At 59.9% G+C, this 12,063-nt stretch carries 11 protein-coding genes; 8 read left to right on the top strand and 3 right to left on the bottom strand.

Annotated features, from left to right (window positions below):
* Positions 1-10 precede the first annotated feature (10 nt).
* Entirely contained in the window at positions 11-1,054 is a 1,044-nt protein-coding gene (locus QR290_RS20085) for an acyltransferase family protein (protein ID WP_289203450.1), read from the top strand.
* Positions 1,055-1,066: 12 nt separating this feature from the next.
* The gene (locus QR290_RS20080; RefSeq protein WP_289203449.1) at positions 1,067-2,209 is read left to right on the top strand and encodes an SGNH/GDSL hydrolase family protein; all 1,143 of its coding nucleotides are present in this window, start codon (positions 1,067-1,069) and stop codon (positions 2,207-2,209) included.
* 3 nt (positions 2,210-2,212) lie between these two features.
* On the opposite strand, the gene QR290_RS20075 is transcribed toward QR290_RS20080, so the two are convergent.
* Both QR290_RS20075 and galU read right to left on the bottom strand, forming a co-directional pair.
* Positions 2,213-2,620, bottom strand: coding sequence for a mannose-1-phosphate guanylyltransferase (locus QR290_RS20075; protein ID WP_085608230.1), 408 nt, complete (start codon positions 2,618-2,620; stop codon positions 2,213-2,215).
* Between the two features lie 47 nt (positions 2,621-2,667).
* Positions 2,668-3,501 carry a UTP--glucose-1-phosphate uridylyltransferase GalU gene (gene galU, locus QR290_RS20070; protein ID WP_011335161.1) on the bottom strand — a complete coding sequence of 278 codons (834 nt, stop codon included), beginning with the start codon at positions 3,499-3,501 and terminating at the stop codon, positions 2,668-2,670.
* Positions 3,502-3,881: 380 nt separating this feature from the next.
* Between galU and galE the strand changes: the two genes are divergently transcribed.
* The 6 genes from galE to QR290_RS20040 all read left to right on the top strand — a co-directional run bounded on the left by galE (position 3,882) and on the right by QR290_RS20040 (position 10,081).
* Positions 3,882-4,898, top strand: coding sequence for a UDP-glucose 4-epimerase GalE (galE, locus tag QR290_RS20065; RefSeq protein ID WP_289203448.1), 1,017 nt, complete (start codon positions 3,882-3,884; stop codon positions 4,896-4,898).
* A gap of 227 nt (positions 4,899-5,125) precedes the next feature.
* Complete coding sequence (locus QR290_RS20060; RefSeq protein ID WP_003226528.1) at positions 5,126-5,362, top strand: hypothetical protein; 237 nt, start codon at positions 5,126-5,128, stop codon at positions 5,360-5,362.
* 90 nt (positions 5,363-5,452) lie between these two features.
* Positions 5,453-6,568, top strand: a complete 1,116-nt coding sequence (locus tag QR290_RS20055) for a polysaccharide biosynthesis/export family protein (RefSeq protein WP_192561785.1) — start codon at positions 5,453-5,455, stop codon at positions 6,566-6,568.
* An 11-nt stretch (positions 6,569-6,579) separates the two neighbouring features.
* Positions 6,580-7,245: a YjbF family lipoprotein gene (locus tag QR290_RS20050; RefSeq protein WP_115078631.1), complete on the top strand. Its 666-nt coding sequence runs from the start codon at positions 6,580-6,582 to the stop codon at positions 7,243-7,245.
* A gap of 29 nt (positions 7,246-7,274) precedes the next feature.
* On the top strand, positions 7,275-8,006 hold the full coding sequence (locus tag QR290_RS20045) for a capsule biosynthesis GfcC family protein (RefSeq protein ID WP_289203447.1): 732 nt from the start codon (positions 7,275-7,277) through the stop codon (positions 8,004-8,006).
* Complete coding sequence (locus tag QR290_RS20040; RefSeq protein WP_289203446.1) at positions 8,003-10,081, top strand: YjbH domain-containing protein; 2,079 nt, start codon at positions 8,003-8,005, stop codon at positions 10,079-10,081. Before QR290_RS20045 ends, QR290_RS20040 begins: the two co-directional genes overlap by 4 nt.
* 385 nt (positions 10,082-10,466) lie before the next feature.
* Here the strand turns inward: QR290_RS20040 and QR290_RS20035 are convergent, their stop codons facing one another.
* Positions 10,467-11,861, bottom strand: coding sequence for an undecaprenyl-phosphate glucose phosphotransferase (locus QR290_RS20035; RefSeq protein WP_289203445.1), 1,395 nt, complete (start codon positions 11,859-11,861; stop codon positions 10,467-10,469).
* Positions 11,862-12,063 lie beyond the last annotated feature (202 nt).

The raw sequence follows: 12,063 nt of genomic DNA, 5'->3' as shown, positions 1-12,063 counted from the left end.
CGGGTGCTTTATGTCGAGCAAGAAAAAGTCCCTGGAGATCGAAACCCTGCGTGGCCTGGCGTGCCTGTTGCTGGTGCTCTATCACGTGATCGGGCCGTTGGGCGGTGGTTTGAAAATCGACATCGGCTCGCCGTTCCGGGTGATCGCCGATTCGATGGTGTACGTGCGCATGCCGCTGTTCACCTTCATCTCCGGCTACATCTATTCCATCTACAAGATTCGCGGCAACGACTTTCCCGCGTTCTTCAGCGGCAAGGTGCGGCGCCTGATCGTGCCGCTGTTTTGCGTGGGTGTGCCGTTCTCGGTATTGCAGGCTGTGGGGCCGGGCGTGAACAAGGACGTCAGCGTGGTCGATGCGCTGTTGTCGTTCTATGTGCCGATCAACCACTTCTGGTTCCTGCAGGCGGTGTTCATCATTTTCATGTTCGTCGGCCTGCTGGAATGGCGTGGGCTGCTGCGTACACCGACGCGCCTCTATTTGTTGTTCGCGTTCGCGGCGGCGGTGTTCCTGTTGCCGCCGTTTCCACTGGACGCGTTCGGCATCAACGGGGCGATTTATCTGCTGCCGTTCTTCGTGGCGGGCATGATCGGCCAGGAGAATGTCAGCGAGCTGAAGCAGACGTTCAAGGTGATCGGCCCGCTGGTGTTTGTGCTGATCTCGCTGACGCTGCTGTACGTGGCGTCGGTGGACCGCGAGCTGATCGTCGACCGCCGCAGTCTGATCGGCCTGACGGTGGGCTGTGTGTCGTGCATCGCGTTGCTGTCGAGTGACATGCGCTCGAAGGCGCTGACCTGGCTCGGCGGATATTCCTATGCGATTTTCCTGTTTCACGTGTTGTTCGCCGCCACGTCGCGCTCGATTCTCGGCCGCTTGGGTGTGAAAGACGAAAGCGTACTGGTGTTCTGCGGCGTGACGTGTGGCTTGCTCGGGCCGGTGCTGTTGTCGATGATTTTCAGCCGGTTCAACTTCGCCTCCGTGCTGTTCCTCGGCGAACGTGCCGCGACGAAAAAGAAACCGGCGGCGACCATCGCACCGGTGGCGCAGATTCGATGAAGGACGCAATCCATGCTGGCTGTTGATGATGTCCCGCCGGTGGCGGTGGTGCAGATCGGCGACGCTCGCGAGCGGTTTGGCCAGTGGCGTGAAGGCAAGGCCGGCAAGGTGTTGTCGATCTCGGTGATCGGCGACAGCTACAGCGCCGGGCAGGATTTCTACCTGAACAAACTGGTGCAACGCGTGGCCGGGGAGGTCGGGTTTGCCGGGCCGGGTTACGTCGGCTTCAACCACGGCGCAGCGCTGGGCGGCACGCATTTCAAGTACACCCGCAGCAGCGAGAAATACTTCGGCGGCGACTGGCAGGTCTCCAGTCTCGGCCAGGCCAGCCCCGACAGCCGCACGGTGACCGGCCGCCCCGGCGCCTGGCTGCAAGTCGAGGCCAGTCCGACGCCTGCCATCAACACCGCCGTCACTCAGGCGAAACTGCTCTACCTCGGCAACGGTGAGCCCAGTGAATTGCGTTATCGCTGGTCACCCTCCGCCGACTGGCAGCCATTGAAACTTGCAGGCGAGGGCGTTCAGGAAGTCCCGCTGCCTGGCACGTCGGCAGCCACCGACTGGGCTTTCAGACTGGAAGTGCTGAAGGGTGCGCCAACCTTGTTCGGCCTGTGGCTGAGCAACGATCAGAACGGGGTTCGGGTGTCGAAACTGGCCGCGTCCGGCGCGGCGTCCGCTGATTTCTACCACGACGATGCTCGCTGGCAGGCGCAGTGGAAAGCCGTGGTCTCGAAGATTCCCGCAGACATTTACCTGATCATGCTCGGTGGCAACGATCAGGGTTTTGGCGTGAAGCCCGAGCAATACCTGCATAACGTTCAGGGGCTGGTCGGCATGCTCCGCGAGATTCAGCCGGCGGCGAGCATCAACCTGATCCTGCGCCAGGACACAACACGCTCCAGCGCCTATCCGATGTCGGCTTATGCGCAGGTCATCGAGCCCTGGGCCCGTGAGCAGCGTCTGGGTTACGCCAATCTGCAATGCGCGTTCGGCACCGACGTCAAACGCTACGCCGCAGCGATGATCGGGCCGGACAAGATCCATCCGGTGCCGGCCACGGGTGGGCGGGTGATTGCCGATTACTTCTATCGTTGGGTCGTGGGCGGACAGCAAAAAGTCTCGCCACAGGACAACTGTGGCGAGACTTCGAAGTAGCCGTCAGTTGTCGAACAGATCCAGATGACTCAGCAGCTCTGCGGTTTTCTGCGGCATCAACTGCGTCACGCAACGGGTTTCCACGTTGACGATGATCGCCGGGTCGTTGCAGCAGATCCGCACGCGAAAACGCCAGTCGCTGAAAATCACTTTCAGGCCGTCGCGGTCATCGACCTCCAGCGCCTGTTCGCCGTAAATCCGTTTCAGGTGGGCGAGCAGGGGATAGGGATCGCGCATCGGTCGGCGTATGTCCCCGGACGAGGGAAACACGCCGATGCGATCGACCAGCAGCAGGGTGCCCAGCCACGGGCCATTGGCGCTGGGCAATGGCTGATGGCGGGATAACCAGCTCATCACCCCGAGGTTGTCCACCTCACGTTCAATCTCTGCGGAATGTTGTGCAATGTTCATGGTTGCCTCGTTGGATGTGCGTGCTGCAATGAATCAGTGGGGGCCGCTCAGCGGCCCTTCAGGTAAACGTTCTCGTAGCAGAAGTTGGTCGCCTGCAGGTAACCCTCGGCGTCGCCGCAGTCGAAGCGCAGGCCCTTGAATTTGTAGGCCAGCACGCAACCGTTCTGCGCCTGTTTCATCAGGGCGTCGGTGATCTGGATTTCGCCGCCCTTGCCCGGCTCGGTGTCGGCGATCAGGTCGAAGATATCCGGCGTGAGGATGTAGCGGCCGATGATCGCCAGGTTCGACGGTGCATCTTGCGGGGCCGGTTTTTCCACCATGTGGTTGACCCGGTAAATACCCTCGGAAATCGCCTCGCCGGCGATCACGCCGTACTTGTGGGTCTGGTCGCGCGGGACTTCCTGGATGGCGACGATCGAGCAGCGGAATTTCTTGTACAGCTCGATCATCTGCGTGAGCACGCCGTCGCCTTCGAGGTTCAGGCACAGGTCGTCCGCGAGCACCACGGCGAAGGGCTCGTCGCCGATCAACGGGCGGCCGCTGAGAATCGCGTGGCCCAGGCCTTTCATTTCCACCTGACGGGTGTAGGAGAAGGTGCAGGTGTCGATCAGCTCGCGAGTGCCGGCCAGGAATTTCTCTTTCTCGGTGCCACGAATCTGGTGTTCGAGTTCGTAGCTGATGTCGAAGTGGTCTTCCAGTGCGCGCTTGCCCCGTCCGGTGACGATGGCCATGTGTTGCAGGCCGGCGTCCCGTGCTTCTTCAACGGCGTATTCGATCAACGGCTTGTTGACGATCGGCAGCATTTCCTTGGGCATGGCTTTGGTGGCCGGCAAGAAACGCGTGCCATAACCGGCAGCGGGGAACAAACATTTACGGATCATAAAAGTTTCCTGGTCATTCATGGCGCACTGCCATCGTTTATTGCAATAACGAAAGGTTGCAAGTTATTGAAGCTGTACTTTAATACCTGACTCGGGAGATGAGTGGCAAATAGCAATGAGTGTAAAACACGACAATGTTATGAGATGTCGGTTTGACAGTTATTGGTTATTTTTAGTCGGCATCCGTTGATAGTGATGAATGCGCGGGAGTGCTAATAAGTACCAGGCAATACAGTTTGGCTTGTAAAAATATTTATAGCCAGTGATTGAACTGTTTTTGTTTTTGGTTGTTGTCGCGCTGTTTGTGTGAATCAAGACACACATTAAACAAGCAGCGCTTGACACGCGAGTTGGCACTTTTCCCACTTATGGACCGCGCTATGAAGATTCTGGTAACGGGTGGCGCCGGCTATATCGGCTCGCACACCACACTTGCACTACTTGAAGCAGGTTATGAAGTTGTAGTTCTGGATAATCTTTGCAACAGCAGCGACGCCGCCTTGCACGCGGTGGAAGCCATTTGCGGCAAAAGTGCGCTGATGATTCGCGGGGATGTCTGTGACCGGTCCCTGCTGGACCGGATTTTCCAGCAGCACGCCATCGATGCCGTGCTGCATTTCGCCGGGCTCAAGGCCGTGGGCGAGAGCGTGCGCAAGCCGCTCGAATACTACGAAACCAACGTCAGCGGCAGCATCACGCTGTGCCAGGCGATGGCGGCGGCGGGGGTGTTCCGGCTGGTGTTCAGCTCGTCCGCCACGGTCTACGGCGAGCCTGAGCAGATGCCGATCCGCGAGGATTTTCCGACCGGCAATCCGACCAATCCCTACGGCCAGTCCAAGCTGATCGTCGAGAACGTGCTGCGCGACCTGTGCCAGTCCGAACCGCGCTGGAGCATTGCGCTGCTGCGCTATTTCAACCCGATCGGCGCGCATCACAGCGGCCAGATGGGCGAAGATCCCAATGGCATCCCCAACAATCTGGTGCCTTACATCAGCCAGGTGGCGGTCGGCAGCCTGAAGGAATTGTCGATCTTCGGCGACGATTACCCGACGGTCGACGGCACCGGCGTGCGCGATTACATCCATGTGGTGGATCTGGCGGACGGGCATTTGAAAGCCCTGCAATCGATCGCCGACCGCACCGGCATTCATACCTGGAACCTCGGCACCGGCGACGGCTACAGCGTGTTCCAGGTGCTGCGGGCCTTCGAGCAGGCGTGCGGGCAGCCGGTGCCCTTCCGGGTGATGCCAAGGCGTTCCGGGGATATTGCCGAGAGCTGGGCCGACGCCTCCAAGGCGGCGAAGGAACTCGGCTGGAAAGCCACGCGCAACTTGCAGGACATGGTCACCGACACCTGGCGCTGGCAATCGAATCATCCCCGGGGTTATCAGGGATGATGGCGTTTTAGTGCAATGTTAGTTTCAGTCAGGTTGTTAGATATCGTCGGGAAATTAGACTGGCAATGCCTATTGCAAGTCCGTAGATATAAACCTGCCGTTCGACTTTTATCAGTTGGGTAAGACTGTGAAAGAACAACGGATCTTGTTCGCGCTTTTTGCGACTTGAACTCTACCACCTCTAACGAACACCCGATGTTCAGGTGCGATGTTAGAAAGGAGTTGATATGAAGAAAGTGATGGCGATCGCCCTGTTGACGATGTTGAGCAACTGGGCCTCCGCAGCTGAAGCGCCGCTTACAGCAGTGACCAATGTATCTGGCAGTGTCGCGGCTTCTACAGCGCCTGCTGCCAGTACTGCCATGGTCGCCAGTGCTGTAGCGGCGTCCAACAGTGGTGGAAGTGCCAACGGCGGTACAACGGGTACCACCGGTACCACGGGTACAACCGGCACGCACAACTAACTGAAGTATCTGTTGGTGCAGTACAGGGTCGCCCGGCGAAAGCCGGGTGACTTTGTTTTTGGATTCGCCCTTGAATAGCGTAGTGCCATTATGAATCGTCGTTTTACTCTTTTAATGTTGGCAAGTTTCGCTTTGCAAGGTTGCATGTTCTCCCCCGGCCAGTACCTGAGCACCAGTAGCATCACGCGCCAGGGCGCCAGCGAAAGCAGCCGGGTCGAGCTCATTCAAATCACCCCCAAGCTCATCGCCATGAACCGCGCCACGTACAAGCGTGAGTCGGTGCCGGCGGAGTTGTTGGCGACCCCGGCCGAATACCGCATCGGCAGCAACGATGTGCTGTACATCACGGTCTGGGATCACCCCGAGCTGACCGCCCCTTCGGGTGCGCAACAGCAGATCGACGCCAACGGCCGTCTGGTGCGCTCCGACGGCACGTTGTATTACCCGTACATCAAGGAAGTCCAGGCCGCCGGCAAAACTATCCAGCAGCTGCGCTCGGACATCGAGCAACGCCTCTCGGCGTTCATTGCCGAGCCGCAAGTGGATGTCGCGGTGCTACGTTTCGCCAGCCAGAAAGTCGTGGTTTCGGGCGCCGTGGCCAAGGCCGGCCCCCAGGCGATTTCGACCAACCCGCTGAGCGTGGTCGAAGCCCTCGGTTCGGCCGGTGTCGATACCAACAATGCCGATTTGTCCGGGCTGATGCTGACGCGCAACGGGCGGGTCTATCCGCTCAATCTCGACGCCCTCAATCAGCAGGATTCCGAATTGCAGAACGTCTACCTCAAGGGAGGCGATCAACTGTATCTGCCGTACAACGACAACAAGCGCATCTACGTGATGGGCGAGGTCAACCAGCCCCGTGCGCTGAGCTTCAAGACCGCCACCATGAATCTGTCCGACGTGCTCGGTTCGGTCGGCGGCCTGAGCCAGACCACCTCCAACGGCAACGCCGTGTACGTGATTCGCGGGGTGGAAAACCTCGACGTGGAGCCTGCGAAAATCTATCAGCTGGAAGCCGAATCGCCGACCGCCATGGCGCTCGCCTCGCACTTCGAAGTGCGGCCCCAGGACGTGGTCTATGTCGGGCCTGCCAATGTGACTCGCTGGAATCGCCTGATCAGCCAGTTGGTGCCGTCGGCATCGATTGTCGGGACGGGGGCTTCCGCTGCGAAGAACTGGAGCGAATACAGTAACAACAGCAAATAAGGCCGCCGACTGTGAAAACGTTGAAAGTGGGCGTGTGCCTGATGGCGGCCGTGTTGTTGAGTGGCTGCAATCCGCTGATGAGCGCTTCGTTGAACAACCTCAAGGCGTCGGTCATCGGGCCGGATGACCTCGACGTGTCGGCGGAGCAGGTGGCCGGGGTCAAGTATCCCCAGCTCAAACTGACCACGCCGTCCGGTTCCGGGGTGCTGGCGCTGGTGCGCGAGCGCGAGGATCTGCAGTTCTGGGTCGCCTCCGGCAAGCAGGTGCTGCTGACGCGCGATGGCCTGGCCATGCGCACTGTTGGCCTCGGCGTGGAAGGCGATCTGGACGGCACGCGTCTGTCCGATGACTCGCCGTTCAAACAGGGGCTGCACCGAATTACCGACGGCTACACCAGCCGCCGCTGGATCGACCTCTACAAGGGCCAGGAAGTCGGGATCATCGTCAACAGCCGCTTCTCCCGAAAGTCCCTGGAAACCCTGGAGATTCTCGACAAGGAATACACCGTGCTGCGTGTCGATGAGCAGATTGACGCGCCGGCCATCGGCCTGCGCGCGACCAATCGTTACTGGGTCGATCCGGTGGACGGTTTCATTGTGCAGAGTGAACAGCAACTGACCTCGCAGTTGCGCGTCAGGATCTTGCAGTTGACCCCTGACCGCAGGCATGTCCCGTGAAGCGGCTCAGAGCGCTCTCGGCGTGCTTGATGTTGCTCACCGGGGGCAGCGAGGCAGCGGTCATCGTCAGCGGTGATGTCGCCAACCCGGGCCCGATCGAATTGCCGGCGGGCGGGCGTTTGCGCGACGTGATCGGCGAGGCCGTACCGAATGCCGAAGGCTATTGGCTGGCGGGCGTCCTGTTGCGTCAGTCATTGCTGGAAGAACAGACGCGGCTGAAGGTCGGCGTGCTGTTCGATCTGGATGTGCTGCAGCGCATGGCGATGCTGTTCGACAAGCCGAGTCGTGCGGCGCTGGCACAACGACTGGCCGAGCAGGTCCGGCAGATGCCGGTGACCGGGCGGCAGATTGCCGATCTCGATCCGGTGGCGGTGGAAGTCGGCTTCGCCCGCAACATTCGTCTCGACGATGGCGATCAACTGATCTACCCGAAACGGGTCGACGAAGTCGAAGTGCTCGGCGCGGTCTCCGAGCCGTGCCGCTTGCCTTATCAGCCGTTGCAGGAGGCCCGCGAATACCTGCAGGGCTGCGCGTTGCTGGAGGCCGACGCCGATGCCGATTACCTGTGGCTGATCCAGCCCAACGGCGAATCGCGGCGGGTCGGCATCGCCCACTGGAACCGCGAGAGCGGGCAGATGCCCGTGGCTGGCAGCAAGATTCTGGTGCCGGTGAAAAACGATGATCTGGATCCGCCTGTCCCTGAACTGAATCAGCAGTTGGCCGAATTGATTGCCACGCAGTTGGCTGAGGTGGTTCGTTGAATTTGCGTTTTGCAGCTGTGTTGTTATTGCCGTGTGGCCTGGTGCATGCCGAGCCACGCATTACCCAGAATGACTTCGGCGGCGTCGGTCTGTTGCAGACCCCGACCGCGCGCATGTCGCCCGCCGGTGAGTTGAGCGTCAACGCCAACCGCACCGAACCGTACAGCCGATACAGTGTTTCGTTGCAGCCGCTCGACTGGCTGGAAGGTTCGTTTCGCTACACCGCCATCACCAACCGTCCGTACGGTTCCGAAGCGCTGAGCGGCAGCCAGAGCTATAAGGACAAGGCGGTCGACGCCAAGGTCCGGCTGTGGCAGGAAAGCCACTGGGCGCCGGAAGTGGCGCTGGGCTTTCGAGACATCGGTGGTACCGGTTTGTTTGCCAGTGAATTCTTCGTCGCCAACAAGCGCTATGACAATTTCGATTTCAGCGCCGGCATCGCCTGGGGTTACATCGGTAACCGCGGCGACTTCGACAACCCGCTGGGCTGGGCCAGTGATCGCTTCAAGACCCGCCCGGACCTGGAAGGCACCGGTGACGTCAACGCCGGGTCGTACTTTCGCGGCAAGCCTGCGTTTTTTGGCGGCGTGAGTTATCAGACACCCTGGGATCGCCTCAGCCTGAAACTCGAATACGAAGGCAACGACTACAAGCACGAGCCGAAGGACAACATCATCAAGCAGGACTCGCCGATCAACCTCGGAGCGGTGTTCAAGGTGACCGATTCCCTCGACCTGAGCGCTGCTTGGGAGCGGGGCAACACGGCGATGTTCGGCGTCACGTTCCACACCAACTTCGTCAGCCGCAAGGCTCCGGCCAAGACCTTCGACCCACCGGCCGAACCGCTGCCGGCGAAGGCGCCAGCCACGACGATGGAGGAGGTCAACTGGGCCGACGTGTCGCGCCGCTTGCAGCAGAATGCCGGCTACAAGGTCGAGCGGATCACCCAGCGCGATTCCGAACTGATCGTGTACGGCGAGCAGCAGCGCTATTTCCATTCGCCCAAGGCCGTCGGCCGCGCGAGCCGGATTCTCGACAACAGCGTCAATGACGACATCGACTGGTTCACCGTGGTCAACAAGCGCTACGACCTGCCGCTGGAAGAAACCAGCGTGCCCCGGCAGACCTTCCGCGAAGTGATCAACAACGAAGAACCGCTGGAATCGCTGCACCGCACCACCGAGATCAATCCGGCGATGCCGCGCAACGAGAAAACCCTCTACACCGAGGCGCCGCAGCACTTCAATTACGGCGTCGGTCTGGGCTTCAAACAGAACGTCGGCGGCCCCGATGGTTTGCTCTATCAGTTCACTGCCGATCTCGATGCCGAGTACCGCTTCAACCGCAACACCTGGTGGAACGGTTTGCTCAGCCAGAACCTGATCAACAACTTCGACAAATTCAAATACGACGCACCCAGCGGCCTGCCGCGTGTGCGCACCGACTTGCGTCAATACCTGACCACGTCGGACACCACCATGCCGCTGTTCCAGGTCAGCCACGCCGAGCAACTGGACAAGGATTTGTACGGCATGGTCTACGGCGGTTATCTGGAATCGATGTTCGCCGGGGTCGGGGGCGAGGTGCTGTTTCGTCCGACCGGCAAGCGCTGGTCGATCGGCGCGGATCTGAACTACGTACGGCAGCGTGAATTCGACCAGGGTTTCGGCCTGCAGGATTACTCGGTCTGGACCGGTCACATCACCGGCTATACCGACCTGCCGTTCGACACGCTGGCAGCGGTCAGCGTCGGACGTTATCTGGCGGGCGACTTTGGCGGCACGGTGGATATCTCCCGCGAGTTCTTCAACGGCGTGCGCTTTGGTGCCTGGGCGACCATCACCACCGCCGGCAGCGCCGAGTATGGCGAGGGTAGTTTCGACAAGGGGCTGTACCTGTCGATCCCGTTCGACGAAATGATGAGCATGTCGACCATGCGCCGCGCCAACCTGGTGTGGGCGCCGCTGACCCGTGACGGTGGCGCGCGGCTCAATCGCAGCTTCCAGCTGCATTCGATGACGGACAGTCGGGAAGGGGACATGTTTTACCGGAACTTCGGGAAGATTACCGAGTAGGTTCAGGGGAGCGGGGAGTTAGAGCGGGAGCCTGTTGGCTCCCGTTTTTGTTTGTGGTGAAGGGGTATCTTGATGCAGCCGTGATTGCTGTGGGAGTCGGTTTGTTCCGGGTGATTGGCAGGTTCAAACCTGATGGCGAATGAACTGGCGCCTTCGTCGGATCGCCGCCCGGACCAAGCCCGCTCCCACAAGGATCGGGGAATGCTGAAGATTACGGCATCACCCAAAAACCTGTGGGAGCGGGCTTGCCCGCGAAAGCGTCTGCTCAGCCGACATCAAAACATCTGACACACCTTGTCCGCAGAGCCCCGACCAATCCCAAATCCCGCCCACAAAAAAGGGGACTTTCGTCCCCTTGCGGTGTTGCCTTCTCAAGCCCTGCGTCTCAGTAAATATCCTTCGACAGCAAGGTGAACGGCGTCTTCACCAGGATCTTCACATCCAGCCACAGCGACCAGTTGTTGATGTACTTCAGGTCGATCTCGACGCGCTTTTCCATCTTGTCGAGCGTGTCTGTCTCACCCCGGCAACCGCTGATCTGCGCCAGGCCAGTGATGCCCGGTTTGATTCGGTGACGGGCCATGTAGGCGAGGATCTTGCCCGAGTAGTAGTTGTTGTGCGCCACGGCGTGCGGACGTGGGCCGACCAGTGCCATGTGGCCTTGCAGCACGTTGAACAGTTGCGGCAGCTCGTCCAGCGAAGTGCGACGGATGAAACGTCCGACTGGAGTGATGCGCGAATCGTTGCGGCTGGCCTGCTTGACGTCACGGTCATCGTGCACGCGCATCGAGCGGAATTTCCAGACCTTGATCACCTTGCCGTTCCAGCCATGGCGATCCTGCTTGAAAAACACCGGGCCCGGCGAGGTGAGCTTCACCGCCAGCGCCACGGCCAGCAGCACTGGGCTCAACAGAATGATAGCCAGCAGGGCCACGGCTTTCTCCACCAGACTTTTGCTCAGCGCAGCGGTCGGGCGGCTGGTCAGCGGGCTTTCGTTGAGGTAGATCGCCGGCAGACCGTCCACGACTTTTACCGAATGGTTGAGCAGCGTCAGGCTGTTCAGGTCCGGCACCCAGACCACGTCGACGTTGGCATCCAGCAGGTCGACGTACATGGCCTCGATGTTGGCGGCTTCCGACAGCGGCAGGGTGATGTACAAGCGGCGGATGTCGTGGGTCTGGATCAGCTCAAGCAATTCGTCCTGAGCGCCGACGACGCGCGGGGCGTCCGCTTCCAGACTAGGGGTATCGCCGTTGCTGACCAGGCCGACCAGCGGCAGGTTTTCGTGTTGGCTCAGCTTCTTAGCCAGGCCCAGCGCCAGTTCGCCGGTGCCGACGATCAGGGTCTTGTGTTCGCTTTTGCGCGAACGCTGGTAGAACTTCGAGAACGCATGCAGCGGTGCGTACAGCAACGCCTGACCAAGGAAACCGTACACCGCCCACTCAAGGATGACTTGGCGGGAAAACAGCGCATCGGCCTTGCAGATGAAGGCGATGAACGCCAGCCCGGCCATGGTCATGAACCAGCCCACGAACAGTCGGCCCAGCCCGGTCAGGTAATTGTCTCGCTTTCGATACGCGCCGCTGAAGGTATAAGCCGGCACCGAGGCCAGTACCGCCAGAATCGTGCACATCCGATAGTAGAACTCGACGGTGCCCGTGTGCTGTTCGGCCAGTATGAACAACAGTGAAACAATGAAAGTCTGTGCCAGCGCCCATTGGCCCCAAAAGGTCAGTCCCTTGAGGCCGGTGTTTCGATTGATACGAAGAGAAAGATCCATACGATATCCCCAAAAGACGTCCATTCAGGTTTCGACAGTAGAAAACCGAGTTGTTAAGCAGACTTGTTATTGTTGTTTGAGCCAGTGTCCTGAGGTAACAACGCCGGAATGCGGAACTGTCGTCAGTCAATAGACTAAGTTATTGCCGGGGATGCTGTCTGACGAGTTCTAACAAGATGGCACAGTGCCAACTTATTTAAAT

Origin of the sequence: Pseudomonas fluorescens, assembly GCF_030344995.1 — a bacterium.
Taxonomy (GTDB): Bacteria; Pseudomonadota; Gammaproteobacteria; order Pseudomonadales; family Pseudomonadaceae; genus Aquipseudomonas; species Aquipseudomonas fluorescens_BF.
The sequence above is the reverse complement of the archived record's forward strand: the minus strand, read 5'-3'. Positions and strand labels throughout refer to the sequence as shown.